14 protein-coding genes are annotated in these 14,640 nt (G+C 66.1%); 5 read left to right on the forward strand and 9 right to left on the reverse strand.

What is annotated here, in order from left to right:
• Genes ACEQZ0_RS04380 through ACEQZ0_RS04390 form a run of 3 tightly spaced genes read right to left on the reverse strand, consistent with a single transcriptional unit; the run spans nucleotide 1 to nucleotide 2,880 of the window.
• Nucleotides 1-891, reverse strand: a complete 891-nt coding sequence (locus ACEQZ0_RS04380) for a tyrosine recombinase (protein WP_370188756.1) — start codon at nucleotides 889-891, stop codon at nucleotides 1-3.
• 1 nt (nucleotide 892) lies between these two features.
• Nucleotides 893-2,749: a hypothetical protein gene (locus ACEQZ0_RS04385; RefSeq protein WP_370188758.1), complete on the reverse strand. Its 1,857-nt coding sequence runs from the start codon at nucleotides 2,747-2,749 to the stop codon at nucleotides 893-895.
• Nucleotides 2,746-2,880, reverse strand: a complete 135-nt coding sequence (locus tag ACEQZ0_RS04390; protein ID WP_370188760.1) for a hypothetical protein — start codon at nucleotides 2,878-2,880, stop codon at nucleotides 2,746-2,748. The genes ACEQZ0_RS04385 and ACEQZ0_RS04390 overlap by 4 nt, the downstream gene beginning before the upstream one ends.
• Nucleotides 2,881-2,955: 75 nt before the next feature.
• Here ACEQZ0_RS04390 and ACEQZ0_RS04395 point away from each other — a divergent pair, with 75 nt between their 5' ends.
• From ACEQZ0_RS04395 to ACEQZ0_RS04415, 5 genes are all read left to right on the forward strand, one after another.
• The gene (locus ACEQZ0_RS04395) at nucleotides 2,956-3,522 is read left to right on the forward strand and encodes a shikimate kinase (RefSeq protein WP_370188761.1); all 567 of its coding nucleotides are present in this window, start codon (nucleotides 2,956-2,958) and stop codon (nucleotides 3,520-3,522) included.
• Complete coding sequence (gene aroB, locus ACEQZ0_RS04400; protein WP_370188763.1) at nucleotides 3,513-4,622, forward strand: 3-dehydroquinate synthase; 1,110 nt, start codon at nucleotides 3,513-3,515, stop codon at nucleotides 4,620-4,622. The genes ACEQZ0_RS04395 and aroB overlap by 10 nt, the downstream gene beginning before the upstream one ends.
• Before the next feature lie 117 nt (nucleotides 4,623-4,739).
• Nucleotides 4,740-6,140, forward strand: coding sequence for a peptide MFS transporter (locus ACEQZ0_RS04405; RefSeq protein ID WP_370188765.1), 1,401 nt, complete (start codon nucleotides 4,740-4,742; stop codon nucleotides 6,138-6,140).
• Nucleotides 6,137-6,907 (forward strand): cyclase family protein, encoded by a 771-nt coding sequence (locus ACEQZ0_RS04410; protein WP_370188766.1) that lies wholly within the window; start codon nucleotides 6,137-6,139, stop codon nucleotides 6,905-6,907. Before ACEQZ0_RS04405 ends, ACEQZ0_RS04410 begins: the two co-directional genes overlap by 4 nt.
• A gap of 2 nt (nucleotides 6,908-6,909) precedes the next feature.
• Nucleotides 6,910-7,365: a GNAT family N-acetyltransferase gene (locus ACEQZ0_RS04415; protein WP_370188768.1), complete on the forward strand. Its 456-nt coding sequence runs from the start codon at nucleotides 6,910-6,912 to the stop codon at nucleotides 7,363-7,365.
• Nucleotides 7,366-7,374: 9 nt separating this feature from the next.
• Here ACEQZ0_RS04415 and ACEQZ0_RS04420 read toward each other — a convergent pair whose 3' ends face one another.
• From ACEQZ0_RS04420 to ACEQZ0_RS04445, 6 genes are all read right to left on the reverse strand, one after another.
• Nucleotides 7,375-9,426 carry a biotin carboxylase N-terminal domain-containing protein gene (locus ACEQZ0_RS04420; protein WP_370188771.1) on the reverse strand — a complete coding sequence of 684 codons (2,052 nt, stop codon included), beginning with the start codon at nucleotides 9,424-9,426 and terminating at the stop codon, nucleotides 7,375-7,377.
• Between the two features lie 129 nt (nucleotides 9,427-9,555).
• Nucleotides 9,556-10,566, reverse strand: coding sequence for a biotin synthase BioB (bioB, locus tag ACEQZ0_RS04425; protein ID WP_370188773.1), 1,011 nt, complete (start codon nucleotides 10,564-10,566; stop codon nucleotides 9,556-9,558).
• Complete coding sequence (locus ACEQZ0_RS04430) at nucleotides 10,563-10,802, reverse strand: hypothetical protein (protein WP_370188775.1); 240 nt, start codon at nucleotides 10,800-10,802, stop codon at nucleotides 10,563-10,565. Before ACEQZ0_RS04430 ends, bioB begins: the two co-directional genes overlap by 4 nt.
• Nucleotides 10,799-12,955, reverse strand: coding sequence for a methylmalonyl-CoA mutase (gene scpA / locus ACEQZ0_RS04435; RefSeq protein ID WP_370188777.1), 2,157 nt, complete (start codon nucleotides 12,953-12,955; stop codon nucleotides 10,799-10,801). Before scpA ends, ACEQZ0_RS04430 begins: the two co-directional genes overlap by 4 nt.
• A gap of 177 nt (nucleotides 12,956-13,132) precedes the next feature.
• Nucleotides 13,133-13,918, reverse strand: a complete 786-nt coding sequence (locus ACEQZ0_RS04440) for an enoyl-CoA hydratase-related protein (RefSeq protein ID WP_370188779.1) — start codon at nucleotides 13,916-13,918, stop codon at nucleotides 13,133-13,135.
• A gap of 86 nt (nucleotides 13,919-14,004) precedes the next feature.
• Complete coding sequence (locus tag ACEQZ0_RS04445) at nucleotides 14,005-14,634, reverse strand: glutathione S-transferase family protein (protein ID WP_370188781.1); 630 nt, start codon at nucleotides 14,632-14,634, stop codon at nucleotides 14,005-14,007.
• Nucleotides 14,635-14,640 lie beyond the last annotated feature (6 nt).

Consider the following 14,640-nt stretch of genomic DNA (forward strand, 5'->3'; position numbering starts at 1 on the left):
CTAGTCCGAAGATCGCGGTCGCGCAAGCGGGTGGCGTTCGTTGACCAGTCTGACCAGCCGCGCGGCATCGACATGGGTGTATATCTGCGTGGTCGAAATATCGGCATGACCGAGCAGCGTCTGCAGCGCGCGCAGGTCCGCCCCGCCCTCGAGCAGATGGGTGGCGAAGGCGTGGCGCAGGACATGCGGGCTGAGTTTTTCCGGCGGCAGCCCGGCGTGGACCGCGAAGTCCTTGAGCAGCTGGAACAGGCGAACGCGCGAAATATGCCCCTTGCGCGAGGGGAACAGCCATGGCGATGCCGGCTCGCGCAAGGCCAGCCAGCGCGTCAATGCGGCGCGCGCGCGCTGGCTCACGGGGACCATGCGCGCCTGGCCGCCCTTCCCCACAACCGTCAGGAAAGGGGCGTCGCGAGGCACGGCGGAGAGCGGCAATGACACGAGTTCGCTCGCGCGCAGGCCCGAGCCATAGAGCATTTCGAGCAGCGCCAGCAGCCGGACCGCCTGCGGAGTATTGCCGCTCGCCCGGTCTTCCGCGGCGGCGAACAACGTCTCGATCTCGCCATGCGAAAGGATCTTGGGCAACGGTCGCCGCGCCGCAGGTCGCGGCAGCGCATGAGTCGGATCGTCCGCACGCAGCCCCTCGTCGACCAGGAAACCGAAGAATTGCCTCAGCGCCGAGACCTTGCGCGCCACCGTCGACGGAGCGAGCGCCGACCAGCCTTGCGCGATCCTGGCGAGGTGTGCGGAGCTGGCGTGGGCAAGCGCGCCGCCGAGCATGGCCTCGGCCTGCTCGAGATCGCGGCCATAAGCGAGAATGGTGTTGCGTGCCGCCCCGCGTTCGGCAGCGAGCATAGCCAGGAAATCGTCGATCGAGGTGCCCGGCGCGCTCACCTCAGGCGCGGGCGACCGCCTCCGCGGCGATCATCCGGGCTTCCGCTTCGAGGCCGACGCGGCGCAGCGCGGCAACGATGTGATAAAGATGGCGCGCGGTCATCCGGTCCCAGCCGGAACCCTGCATGCCGAGCCCGGCCAGCATGGCGACGAGCGTGCGGTTATCGACCTCGGCCGCCCTGTCGATCATCCGCGTCCAGCGCGTCGGTGCCGACAGGTCGATGCCCAGTCGGTCGCTGTATTCGGCGATCTCCGCATCACCCACCCGACCGAGCCCCGCCAGGCCGGCGAGCAGCATGCGAGACTTGCGCTGGCCGGTGGAATCGTCGTCATCGCTGAAACTGTCCAATTCGCCGTCGGTCACCGCCTGCGAGCGAGTGGGCGCGGCGAGCGCGAGCAGCATTGCCGCCTCGCTGCCATCGTCGACCACGCCCGCCCAGCGCATGGCGTCGCGGTCGAGCCCCGCGGCGAGCATGGAGGCGATCAGCCCTGCGGCATCGTCGGCATAGGCTTCGTCGGCGGGCATTCGCGCTGCGGCATAGGCGGTCAGTACCATCCGGCCATAGGCATAGTCGCCACCGCCTGCCCAGATATCCTTGATCGCCGCGAGCCGCGCCGCCGGGGCGCCGACATAGGCCTCGCGCAGGCGCGCGGCGGTCTGCATCGCGTCGCCCTCGGCGCCTTCCTCGGCGAAGATCTGGCTGTAGAGATCGACCATGGCGGCGGAGGAAAGAATCCCCCCCGCAGCCGCGATCCCCGCCCCTTGCGCGCGCTGGAGCGGCGTCAGCGCCGGGATCAGCGCGGAACGGCGCAGCAGTTCGGGCCCGGCCTTGTCGAGCAACCTTTCCGGAATCGGTTCGCCCAGCGCATTGGCCAGGCCGAAGCGCCAGGGCGAGAGCGAGTCGATCCCGTCCCACTCGATCGTCACCGCGCGCCGGCCATTGCCCGCGGCGCCGGCAAAACGCTGCGCCAGGAGAACATCGATGCGGTCGTCCTCGGTCCGGTTGAGCAGGCGGCGAAGGTCGTTCTGCGCGCGCGTTTCCTCCCCCGCATAGGCACTGCAGATACCGGTGAGCATCTGCCACTGGGCATCGTTGCGCCCGCCATCGGCCAGCCGTACGGCGGGGCAGGCCCCCACGATATCCGCGCTGGCGACATAGGCCTCGATTGCGGCGTCGGTCAGCGCGGGCGTATAATTGCCCGTGTCGACATCCTGCACCAGCGCGCGGGCGACGACATATTCGCCCATGGCGTTGAGCGCCTGTGCGCGCAGGGCCGCGAATTCGACCGGGTTCATGCCCTCGGGCGTCTCGAGGCGGCTGGCGAGTGTGCGGCGCAGGAGGATGTGGCCCCAGCGCGAGACCAGCGGCCCCCTGGTTCCCGCAAGCACGGCGCGGACCAGCCCGGCCGGCTGGCGTGCGAGCGAGGCCGAGGGCATCCCGCCTTCCCCTGCTCCAAGCACGCCGACGCGCTCCATCGAGCGGCGCGCGGCGGGGGGAATATCGTATTTGGGCTTGAGCCCGAGAAGCTCGTCGAGCTCGTCGGTCGACATCGCCTCGAGCTCTTCGATGGTCGGCAGGTTCGACAGGTCGAGATCGGCAGCCGCCGGCAGCGGCGCCGGGGGCAGCGGCTGGACCACCTCGCCCGCTTGCGAGGGCACCGCCTGCGGCGTGCCCGGCTGCACCGGTGCCGGGCCGGGCGCCGGAGATTGGGTCGCGCGCGGCGCCGGTGTCGGTGTAGGCGTCGGCGCGGGCTTGTCGAAGCCCGGCGGAAGCAGGTCGACCGGCGCTTCCTGCGCCAGAACCATCGCGGACGTCAGCGCCAGCGTGGCCCCGCCGATCAGCCAGGCATATTTCATCGTGCGGCCTCCGGCAGTTCGACGGCTTGTTCGATCGGGCGAAGTGGTTCCTCGCCGCCATCGACCAGCGCCGCGACCAGCACTGCCACGACGATCGCCGCCAGTGCACCGCCCATCTTCCTGCCGCTCATCGCCAAGTTTTTCGCGTCCCGCTTCAAGTGCTGATACCTTGCCCGCGCCCTAGCCCAGTTCTAGGCACGGCGGCAATGACCCATGCGACCACCCTCACCCCGGCCGAGATCGGCGGCATCGCGCGGCGGATCGACCGCCCGGTGGTGCTGGTCGGGCTGATGGGCGTGGGCAAGTCCACCGTGGGCCGCCGGCTGGCCGCGATATTGGAGACCGATTTCGTCGATGCCGACGAGGAAATCGAGCGCGCGGCCGACCGCACGGTGAGCGAGATCTTCGCGGCGCATGGCGAGGACTATTTCCGTGACGGCGAGCGCCGCGTCATCGCGCGGCTGCTGGAAGAACGCCACGGCGTCATCGCCACCGGCGGCGGCGCCTTCGTCGATCCCGACACGCGCGCGCTGATCCTCGAACACGGCATCGCGGTGTGGCTCGATTGCGACGTCGAGACGCTGGTCGAACGCACCGGGCGGCGCGACAACCGTCCGCTGCTGCGCACCGGCGATCCGCGCGCGATCCTCGCCGATCTCAAGCAGCGGCGCGGCGCCTTCTATGCCGAGGCGCCGATCCACGTCGTGACCGACAACGGCCCGCATGGAGAAACCGTACAGCGGATATTGGAGGCGATCGACGCATGGCTGTGATTCCCGTCGAGCTGGCCGGGCGCGGCTATGACGTGCGCGTGGCCGGCGGCCTGCTCGCGGATATCGCGCGCGAGGCGGCGCCCTTCCTGCGCAAGCCCCACGCCTGCATCGTTGCCGATGCCAATGCCCGCGCGCATTGGGGGACGGCGGTGGCACGCTCTTTCGCGGCAGCCGGAATCGAGCCGCGCTGGTACGATATTGCCCCGGGCGAGGGTTCGAAGAGCTGGGACAGCCTCGCGCGGCTGACCGACTGGCTGCTCGCACAGGGCGTCGAGCGCGGCGACCACGTCTTCGCGCTCGGCGGCGGGGTGGTCGGCGACCTCACCGGAGTCGCCTGCGCCATCCTCAAGCGCGGCTGCGGATTCGTGCAATTGCCCACCACGCTGCTGGCACAGGTCGACAGCTCGGTCGGGGGCAAGACCGCGATCAACACGGCGGCGGGCAAGAACCTCGTCGGGGCCTTCCACCAGCCCGCGTTGGTGCTCGCCGATCTCGACTCGCTCGCCACGCTGCCGGCCCGCGAATTGCGCGCCGGCTATGCCGAAGTGCTCAAATACGGCGTCCTCGGCGACGCGCAGTTCTTCGACTGGCTCGCGGAAAACGGCGCGGCGGTGCTCGCGCTGGAGGCCGATGCAGTCGAACACGCGGTCGCCACCAGCGTCGCGGCCAAGGCGCGGATCGTCGCCGAGGACGAGCGCGAGACCAGCGGAGCGCGCGCACTGCTCAATCTCGGGCACACCTTCGGCCATGCGCTCGAGGCCGAGACCGGCTTTTCGGACAGGCTGCTCCACGGCGAAGGCGTTGCGCTCGGCATGGTGCTCGCCGCGCGCTATTCAGCGCGCCGCGGCGCCCTCACCCTCGACGAAGCCGAACGGGTTACGCGCGCGGTCGAGGCCGCCGGGCTGCCGTCGGAAATTTCCGCGCTCGGCCTCGAGTGCGACGGCGCAAGGCTCACCGCGCATATGCTCCACGACAAGAAAATGGATGCGGGCACGCTGCCCTTCATCCTGTTGCGTGGCATCGGCGAGGCGCATCTCGCGCGCGATGTCGATCTCGCCGACGTCGCCGCTTTCCTCGACGGACAGTTGCAGGCGCATTGACGCCATGACCGGGCCGCGCAGGCCCGCGCAGCATTTTTCCACCGGCGACTTCGAATATTGCGCGACAGGGATGCGACGTAACGCTATCCCTCGCACCGGACAGGAGAGGAAGCGCCCATGACCGTCGCCGAAGCGACCCCCGAACCCCGTTTTTCCGAAGCCGAGGACCGCAGCTTCCTCGGTCATCCCAAGGGGCTCGGCTACCTCGCCTTCACCGAGGCATGGGAGCGCTTCAGTTTCTACGGCATGCAGACGCTGCTGGTGCTCTATATGGTCCACAGCCTGCTGCTGCCGGGCAGTGTCGAACAGGTTGCGGGCATCGAGCAGTTGCGCGCCCTCTATGGCGGGATCGACGGACAGAAGTTCGCCAGTGCGATCTTCGGAACCTATGCCGCCAGCGTCTATCTGACACCGATCTTCGGCGGCTGGGTGGCGGACAAGGTTCTGGGCAAGCGGCGGACCGTGCTGCTCGGCGCTGTGACGATGGCGGTGGGCCATTTCCTGATGGCCTTCAACGTCACCTTCCTCCTCGCGCTGCTGTGCCTGATCCTCGGCTCGGGCATGTTCAAGGGCAATATCGCGAGCCAGGTGGGCAGCCTCTACAAGCCCGAGGACCTGCGCCGCGCCGATGCTTTCCAGATCTTCTACCTTGCCATCAACGCAGGTGTCATCGCGAGCCCGCTTGTCGTGAGCACATTGGGCGAGAAGGTCGGCTGGCACTATGGCTTCGGCGCGGCAGGCGTTGGCATGCTGCTCGGACTCGGCATCTATCTCGCAGGCCAGAAATACCTGCCCAAGGAACATTTCGATGTGCCCTCGTCGACGCCCGCAGCCAAGATGCCGATGTCGCGGCAGGACTGGCTGGCGACTGCGGCGCTATTGCTGCTGATCCCCGTACTCGCGGTGGCAATCGTGCCCAACAACCAGATCTTCAATGCCTATCTCGTCTGGGGCGACCGCGACTTCGCGCTGCAATGGGGCGATACGGTTCTGCCGACCGGTTGGCTGGTGACGCTCGATGCCATCGTCTCGGTCAGTTTCCTCGCCATCGTCGCTGGCTTCTATCGCTGGTGGAAGACCAGATGGACCGAGCCCGACGAGCTGACCAAGATCATCATCGGATCGCTGTTCTCGATCGGCGGGATGGCCTGCCTCTACATGGCCGCCGCGACCACACCTGCAGGCGAGAAGATCGGACTGTTCTGGCCGGTCATGTTCCATATCGTGAACTCGATCGGCTTCGCGCATATGCTGCCCGTCAGCCTGGCGCTGTTCGCGCGCCTCGCGCCCAAGCAGATCAACGCCACGGTGATCGGCCTCTACTACCTCGCCTTTTTCGCCGGCAATTCGCTGGTCGGCTGGGTCGGCGGCTGGTTCGAGGACATGCCGGTGACGCAGTTCTGGCTGATGCACATGGGCTTTGCCGCAGGTGCGGGCGCGGTGTTCGTGCTGTTCAAGCTTCTCCTCGCACCGCGCCTGATGCATGATGCGCATCCGGAGGACGCCGCGCTCGCATGACCCGCTTCATCGACCTTTCGATCCCGATCACCAACGAGGTGATCTCCGACCCGGAAGTGATGCGGCCGAATATCCAGTACATGACCCACGAAAGCACGTGGCAGCAGATCGCCATGTTCTTTCCCGGCCTCGAGAAGGACGATCTTCCCGATGGCGAAGGCTGGGCGGTCGAGATGCTCGAACTCTCGACGCACAACGGCACGCATATGGACGCGCCGTGGCATTATCACTCGACCACGGATGGAGGCGCGCGCCCCGCCCCGAGCATCGACGAGGCCCCGCTCGACCGGTTCTTGCGCCCGGGCGTCAAACTCGATTTCAGCCACCTGCCGCATGGCCACGTGGTGAGCGCGGCGGAGGTCGAGGAGGCGTTCGATACCATCGGTTACGATCTCCAGCCGCTCGACATCGTGCTCGTCCAGTCGGGCGCGGTCTACGGGACCGCAAATTTCACCGATCAGGGCGTCGGGTTTGGCGCCGAGGCGACGCTGTGGCTGACGACGCGCGGCGTCGAGGTAGTGGGGACCGATGCGTGGAGCTGGGATGCGCCCTTCAGCCACACCGCGAAACGCTGGGCCGAGACGAAAGACCCGTCGATCATCTGGGAAGGCCACAAGGCCGGGCGCATCCGCCCCTATTACCAGATCGAAAAGCTCACCAATCTCGCCAGCCTGCCCAGCCACGGCTTCACGTTCAGCTGTTTCCCGGTGAAGATCGAACGCGCCAGCGCGGGCTGGATCCGCGCAGTGGCCATATTGGAGGAATGACTATGCGTGTGGGACCGGTATCGCTGGAGGATCGGCAGGTGCGCGACCTGCTCGAAGCGCATCAGCGCGGCATGCACGAGGCATCGCCACCGGGCACATCATTCGCGCTCGACCTTACCGGGCTCTCGAGCCCCGACATCTCGATCTTCGGTGCCTGGGATGGCGATACGCTGTTGGCAGTCGGCGCGCTCAAGCAGCTGTCCGCCGATCAGGCGGAAATCAAGTCGATGCGCACGCATCCCGACCACCTTCGCCGGGGCGCCGCGCAGGCCGTGCTCGATCATATCCTCGAGGTCGCGCGAAGCCGCTCGCTGCGCCGGATCAGCCTCGAAACAGGCACCAACGAGACCTTCGTTCCGGCAGTAGAGCTATATGCAAAGCGCGGGTTCAAGCCCGGCGAGGGCTTTGCGGGCTATGAAAACGGCCCGCACAACCAGTGCTATCACCTCGCGCTCTAGCGCGCGAAGTTACTCCAGCTCGAGGATCACCGCGTCCACCGCGAGGCTGTCGCCTTCTGCGGCGTTGATCTTGCCCACGGTCGCCTGCTTTTCGGCGCGGAGGATGTTTTCCATCTTCATCGCCTCGACCGTGGCTAACGGCTGGCCCGGCTGGACCTCCTCGCCCTCGCCCACATGCAGCTTCACCAGCAAGCCGGGCATCGGGCAGATGAGCATCTTGGAAAGGTCGGGCGGCTCCTTCTCGAACATGTGCGAAGCGAGATGGGCGATGCGGCTCGGCAGGATGCGCAGCTCGTGCTTGGCCCCGCGCGTGGTCATGCGATAGCCGCTGCGCGTGCGTTCGATCTGGATGCCGTAGCTTTCGATCGCCGCGTCATCCTCCTCCGCACCATTGTCGAACAGTTCGACCGCGATAAAGCGATCGCCCGGCGTGTATTCGAAGGCCAGCGTCACCTGGTCGCCGTCGACATAAACGCCGTCTTCCTCGAGCACGACTGCATGGTCCTCGCCGTCGATGCGGACCGTCCAGTCGCCCGGCGGCAGTAGCGGACCGTTGAGCTGGCCCTCGATCCGGCGCGACCGGTCGGCGTCGGCGGTCGAAACGAGCCCTGCGACCGCGGCGAGTACGCCGATCGTGCGCTCGGAGGTGGCGGCGCCCGTGAACCCTTCGGGATACTCCTCGGCGATGAAGCCGGTGGTCAGTTCGCCCGAGCGGAAGCGCGGATGCTGCATGATTGCGCTGAGGAAATCGACATTGTGCCCCAGCCCCTCGATGCGGAAGGCGTCGAGCGCCGCGATCTGGAGGTCGGCGGCTTCGTCGCGCGTTTCGCCCCAGGTGACCAGCTTGGCGATCATCGGGTCGTAGAACATCGACACCTCGCCGCCTTCGAACACGCCGTCGTCGACACGCACACCGTCCACACCGCGGCGGCCGTTCTCCGCGCCGTCATCGGCCCAGGGTTCGACCGGCGGCTGGTAGCGCACCAGGCGGCCCGTCGAGGGCAGGAAGCCGCGATAGGGATCTTCGGCATAGACCCGATTTTCGATCGCCCATCCGTCGATTCTCACATCGTCCTGCGCGATTTCGAGCTTCTCGCCCGCCGCGACCCGGATCATCTGTTCGACCAGGTCGACGCCGGTGATCGCCTCGGTCACCGGGTGTTCCACCTGCAGGCGGGTGTTCATTTCGAGGAAGTAGAAGCTCTCGCCGGTCTTGTCCGCGCCGCTGACGATCAGCTCGACCGTGCCCGCGCTGTGATAGCCGACTGCCTTCGACAGCGCGACGCATTGCTCGCCCATGGCCTTGCGCATCTGCGGGGTGACGAAGGGCGACGGGGCTTCCTCGACCACCTTCTGGTGGCGGCGCTGGATCGAGCATTCGCGCTCGTTGAGGTAGATCACATTGCCATGCGTGTCGCCGAGGATCTGGATCTCGATATGGCGCGGATCCTCGATGAACTTCTCGATGAAGACGCGGTCGTCGCCGAAGCTATTCAGCCCCTCGCGCTTTACGCTTTCGAAGCCCTCGCGGACGTCCTTTTCCGAGTAGGCGAGGCGCATGCCCTTGCCGCCGCCGCCCGCGCTGGCTTTCATCATCACCGGGTAGCCGATGTCGTTCGAAATCTCGACGGCATGGTCGGTATCGCGGATTTCGCCGACGAAGCCAGGGACGACATTCACCCCCGCCTCGCGCGCGATCTTCTTCGATTCGATCTTGTCGCCCATCGCCGCGATCGCCTTGGCCGGCGGACCGATGAAAGCGATGTTCTCCTTCGCCAGCGCCTCGACGAAGCTCGCGCGTTCGGAGAGGAAACCATAGCCCGGATGGACCGCCTCGGCGCCGGTCTGCTTGCAGGCGGCGATGATCTTGTCGGCAATCAGATAGCTCTCGGCCGCAGGCGCGGGGCCGATATGCACCGCCTCGTCGGCCATACGCACGAAGGGCGCCCGCGCATCGGCGTCGGAATAGACTGCGACGGTGGCGATACCCATCCGCTTGGCCGTCTTGATAACCCGGCAGGCGATTTCGCCGCGGTTGGCGATGAGGATTTTTGTGAACATTGTGTGGCCTTTACCGACTATCCAATCCCGTCATACCGGACCTGATCCGGCATCCCGCTACTTTTGGCGCTGCGCCTAAGGTGAAGTGTGCCTCCGGATCAAGTCCGGGGTGACGGTCAGGGTGTGAAGTCACTCGGCAGGCTCGAGGTTTTTGCATGCGCGCAACGGCTCTTCCTGCTGGAGCGCCGTCATCCCCAGCTTCGCGAACAGCGCCGCGTCGCTGTCGTCGCCCGCATTGGGCGCGGTCAGCAGCTTGTCGCCGGTGAAGATCGAGTTCGCCCCGGCGAGGAAGCACAGAGCCTGCGTGGCTTCGGACATGGACTCGCGCCCTGCGGACAGGCGCACCATGCTCATCGGCATCGTGATGCGCGCGACCGCCACGGTGCGCACGAATTCGATATCGTCGATCTTGGCGAGCGGCGTATCGGCGAGCATGTCGCCCAGCACCGTGCCCTTCACAGGCACCAGCGCGTTGACCGGCACACTTTCGGGATGGCGTTCGAGCGTGGCGAGCGTGTGGACGAAGCCCACCCGGTCCTCGCGCGTTTCGCCCATGCCGACGATCCCGCCGCTGCACACATTGATGCCCGCATCGCGCACGTTCTGCAGCGTATCGAGCCGGTCGCCCATCTTGCGGGTGGAAATCACGCGCTCGTAATATTCGGGGCTGCTGTCGATATTGTGATTGTAATAGTCGAGCCCGGCTTCCTTGAGCATCTCCGCCTGCTTCGGCGTCAGCATGCCCAGGGTCATGCAGGTCTCCAACCCCATCGCGCGCACGCCCTTCACGATCTCGACGATCGCGGGCATGTCGCGGTCCTTGGGGTTGCGCCAGGCCGCGCCCATGCAGAAGCGCTGCGAACCTGCATCCTTCGCCTGCGCCGCGCGCTGGAGGACCGATTGCACCTCCATCAACTTGGTCGCCTCGACGCCGCTATCGGCCTTCACCGACTGCGAACAATAACCGCAATCTTCCGGACACCCGCCGGTCTTGATCGAGAGCAGCGTGCAGAGCTGGATCTGCTCGGGCGGATGGTTTGCGCGATGGACGCTCGCCGCGCGGAACAGCAGCTCGGTGAACGGAAGGTCGAACAGCTCCGCGATTTCCTCGCGGGTCCAGTCGGTGCGGATTTGGATCAATCTTTGTCTCGCATGAAGTATCGGGTGAGGAACACGCCACCAGCCAAAGTGAGGAGAGGCGCTCCAAAGAACATTATCGCTCGAGTAGCTTCGCTGATGCAGTCATTCTCCGATGTGCAATCGGCAAGTGCAGCGCCGACCATCAGATAGAACGAAATCAGTCCGCCAAAAACAGCATACGCCGCACAGCTAAGCTTTTGCGGAACTGTAAGTCCAGACGTTTCGCTGAAACTCACTCCGCCGCCTCGTCCAAATCCTCTCCCGCAGGCGGCATGTTGTGGCCGAGCAGCCGCAGCACGTCCGCTGCGCACTCGACGACATTGCTGCCCGGGCCGTAGATGCCCTGCACCCCGGCATCGCGCAGGAAGTCGTAATCCTTCTGCGGGATCACGCCGCCGGCGATCACCTTGATGTCGGCGCGACCCGCCTCCTTGAGCAGGTCGATCAGTTCGGGGATCAGCGTCTTGTGGCCCGCCGCGAGGCTGCTCGCGCCGATGGCGTCGACATCGTTTTCGAGCGCCATGTCGCGGGTTTCCGCAGGCGTCTGGAACAGCGGACCCGAGACGACCTCGAAGCCCATGTCGGCAAAGGCCGAGGCGATCACATTGGCGCCGCGGTCGTGCCCATCCTGACCCATCTTGGCGACCATCAGCTTGGGCGCGCGGCCAAGGCGGCGTTCGACCGCCTTTACGCCCGCAACTACCTGCTGGTAGCGGGTGTCTTCCGAATAGGCCTGCGAGTACACCCCGCGCACCGGCTTGGGCATGGTGTCGTAGCGGCCATAGGCGTCTTCCATCGCCTGGCTGATTTCGCCCAGCGTCGCATCGTGGCGCGCGGCCTCGACCGCGAGCTCGAGGAGATTGCCCTCGCGCTGCGCCGCACCGCGCGCCAGCGCATCGAGCGCTGCCTTGCAGGCGAATTCGTCGCGACCTGCACGAACCTTTTCGAGCCGCGCGATCTGGCTCTGGCGGACGGCATGGTTGTCGATATCGAGCGTGTCGATCTCGGCTTCTTCGGGCAGGCGGTACTTGTTGACGCCGACGATCACCGTCTCGCCCTTGTCGACGCTTGCCTGCTTGGCCGCGGCGGCCATTTCGATCTGCGCCTTGGGTTTGCCGCTTGCGACATATTCGGTCATCCCGCCCGCGGCCTCGACCTCGTCGAGCAGCTTGTGGGCTTCCTCGACCAGCGCGGCGGTGAGGCTTTCGATGTAGTAGCTGCCGCCCAGCGGATCGGCGACATTGGTGATACCGGTCTCTTCCTGGATCACCAGCTGCGTGTTGCGCGCGATGCGGGCGCTGAAATCGGTCGGCAGCGCGATCGCTTCGTCCAGCGCATTGGTGTGGAGCGACTGCGTGCCGCCCAGCACCGCCGCCATCGCCTCCACCGTGGTGCGGATGACGTTGTTGTACGGGTCCTGTTCCTGCAGCGAGACGCCCGAGGTCTGACAGTGCGTGCGTAGCATCTTCGACTTAGGGTTCTGCGCGCCCAGATCGGTCATGACATCGTGCCACAAATGACGCGCAGCGCGCATCTTGGCGATCTCCATGAAGAAGTTCATGCCGATGCCCCAGAAGAAGGACAGGCGCGGCGCGAAGGCGTCGATATCGAGCCCCGCCTCCATCGCGCGCTTGGCGTATTCCTTGCCGTCGGCGATGGTGAAGGCGAGTTCCTGCACCGCAGTCGCCCCGGCCTCGTGCATGTGATAGCCCGAGATCGAAATGCTGTTGAATTTCGGCATGTTGGCCGAGGTATATGCGATGATGTCGGAGACGATCCGCATGCTCGGTTCGGGCGGGTAGATATAGGTGTTGCGGACCATGAACTCCTTGAGGATGTCGTTCTGGATGGTCCCCGAAAGCTTGTCCTGCGCAACGCCCTGCCGCTCCGCCGCGACGATGTAGAACGCCATCACCGGGATCACCGCGCCGTTCATCGTCATCGACACGCTCATCTGGTCGAGCGGGATCTGGTCGAACAGGATTTCCATGTCGCGCACGGTGTCGATCGCCACGCCCGCCTTGCCGACATCGCCCACGACGCGCGGATGATCGGAGTCGTAGCCGCGGTGGGTGGCGAGATCGAAGGCGACCGAAAGCCCCTTCTGCCCCGCGGCAAGGTTGCGGCGGTAGAAGGCGTTCGATTCTTCGGCGGTCGAGAAGCCCGCATATTGGCGGATGGTCCACGGACGGCCGGTGTACATCGAGGCATAGGGTCCGCGCGTAAACGGCGCGATTCCGGGCACGCCCGGGTCGATATCCTTGGTGTCCTCGCTGGTATACAGCGGCTTCACCGCAATGCCCTCGGGCGTGTGCCAGGTGAGGTCGCGCCCCTTCACCTCCTTGTCGGCGAGGGGCTTCCAGTCGTCGTATGTGGGCTTGTCGGTCATGCCCTGCCCCTAAACACAATCGTATGCACAGGGGAAGAGCGGGCGTGGCTCTATCCGCCCACCTACGGTCGTCACCCCCGCGTAGGCGGGGGTCCAGATACGCTTGCTATCGATCGCCAAGTTGGATGGATTCCCGCCTGCGCGGGAATGACGATTGTTTGAAAGCGAGGTCGCCTTTTACTCGCCCTTGAAGGCGGGCTTGCGCTTCTGGAGGAAGGCCATGCCGCCCTCCATCGCATCCTTGCTTGCGCCCGCCAGCCGCTGGCCCTCGGCCTCGGCGAGGAACACTTCGGTCAGCGTGCCGTCCATCGCGGTGGCGATGTTCTTCTTCATCGTCGCGTAGGCAAGCGTCGGGCCGTTGGCGAGCTTCTCGGCCAGCGCCTTCGCCTCGTCCATCAGCGCATCGTCGTCGCACGCCTTGTAGATCAGGCCCCAGTCTTCCGCCTGCTCGGCACCGATCTTCTCGCCCAGCATCATCATGCGCGTCGCGCGCGCACGGCCGATCGCGCGGCTGAGCAGCCAGGTCGATCCGCCGTCGGGCACCAAGCCGATATTGACGAAGGCCTGGAGGAAATAGGCAGAGCGTCCGGCAAGGACGAAGTCTCCGGCCAGGGCGAGCGAGCAGCCGACGCCCGCCGCAGGACCGTTGACCGCGCAGATCACCGGCACCGGTGCGCGCAGCACCATGTTCACCGCCGGGTTGTAGTGGTTCTGCAGCGCGCGGTGGCTGCCGCCTTTGTTCTGCAGCGCGCTGCCCTCGCCCCGCGCGGCGAGATCGGCACCCGAGCAGAACCCCTTGCCCGCGCCGGTGATCAGCACTGCGCGGCTGTCGCCGAGGTCGTAGAAGGCCGCGCCGATCTCGTCCGCCATCTGCGGCGGCATCGCGTTCAGCCGGTCGGGCCGGTTGAGCGTGATCGTGGTCAGCGGGCCGGTTTTCTCGACGATGATGGTTTCGTAGCTCACGCGTCTCTCTCCAAGCGTTTTCTTTCGCAACCGAGAGTGGCTGCGAACAGGGCGCGGCGCAAGTCCGTTACGGCGCGCTGCGGAAATCAGGCCGCGGCGCTGGGCCGTGCTGAAACGCGCTCGTGCCAGGCGGCGAGGTTGCCGCACTCCTCGGGCATCTCCAGCCCGACGAACTTGACGAAATCGACCGTCGTCAGCAGCAGGATATCGGCAGCGGAATAGGCATCGCCGGCAAGATACTCGTGGCCCTCGAGCGACTCGTCGAAGAAGCGCATCGCCTCGGCGACGCGCGGGCGGTTGGATTCGCCCCACTCGGCATTGCGACCGGGCAGCGCGGCGGTGAAGGGATGCGTGTGCACCCACACCGCGCCGACCGGCGGCATCAGGATCATTTCGACGCGGCGGTTCCACATCTCGATTTCGGCGATCTCGCGCGCCGTGGTGCCGAACAGCGGCGGCTCGGGATGCTCGGCCTCGAGATAGCGCATGATCGCCACGCTCTCGGCGATCACCGTACCATCGTCGAGTTCGAGGATCGGCGTCTGCCCGCGCGGGTTCTTGGCGGTGAATTCGGGCGCCTTCTGCTCGCGCTTGGGGATCGAGATTTCGCAGCTGGGCATCTCGATGCCCTTCTCGGCAGCAAAGATGCGCACGCGGCGCGGATTGGGCGCCGGGTTCGGGCTGTCGTAGAAGAGCATCATCAACTCCTTCGTCATCCCGGC

Origin of the sequence: Qipengyuania sp. (assembly GCF_964227205.1) — a bacterium.
Classification (GTDB): Bacteria; Pseudomonadota; Alphaproteobacteria; order Sphingomonadales; family Sphingomonadaceae; genus Qipengyuania.

What these genes read in the sequence shown, in the direction of transcription:
- ACEQZ0_RS04385 (WP_370188758.1), bottom strand. Translation starts at nt 2,749, where the DNA reads ATGAAATATGCCTGGCTGATCGGCGGGGCCACGCTGGCGCTGACGTCC.
- ACEQZ0_RS04390 (WP_370188760.1), bottom strand. Translation starts at nt 2,880, where the DNA reads ATGAGCGGCAGGAAGATGGGCGGTGCACTGGCGGCGATCGTCGTGGCA.
- ACEQZ0_RS04395 (WP_370188761.1), top strand. Translation starts at nt 2,956, where the DNA reads ATGACCCATGCGACCACCCTCACCCCGGCCGAGATCGGCGGCATCGCG.
- aroB (WP_370188763.1), top strand. Translation starts at nt 3,513, where the DNA reads ATGGCTGTGATTCCCGTCGAGCTGGCCGGGCGCGGCTATGACGTGCGC.
- ACEQZ0_RS04405 (WP_370188765.1), top strand. Translation starts at nt 4,740, where the DNA reads ATGACCGTCGCCGAAGCGACCCCCGAACCCCGTTTTTCCGAAGCCGAG.
- ACEQZ0_RS04410 (WP_370188766.1), top strand. Translation starts at nt 6,137, where the DNA reads ATGACCCGCTTCATCGACCTTTCGATCCCGATCACCAACGAGGTGATC.
- ACEQZ0_RS04415 (WP_370188768.1), top strand. Translation starts at nt 6,910, where the DNA reads ATGCGTGTGGGACCGGTATCGCTGGAGGATCGGCAGGTGCGCGACCTG.
- ACEQZ0_RS04420 (WP_370188771.1), bottom strand. Translation starts at nt 9,426, where the DNA reads ATGTTCACAAAAATCCTCATCGCCAACCGCGGCGAAATCGCCTGCCGG.
- scpA (WP_370188777.1), bottom strand. Translation starts at nt 12,955, where the DNA reads ATGACCGACAAGCCCACATACGACGACTGGAAGCCCCTCGCCGACAAG.
- ACEQZ0_RS04445 (WP_370188781.1), bottom strand. Translation starts at nt 14,634, where the DNA reads ATGACGAAGGAGTTGATGATGCTCTTCTACGACAGCCCGAACCCGGCG.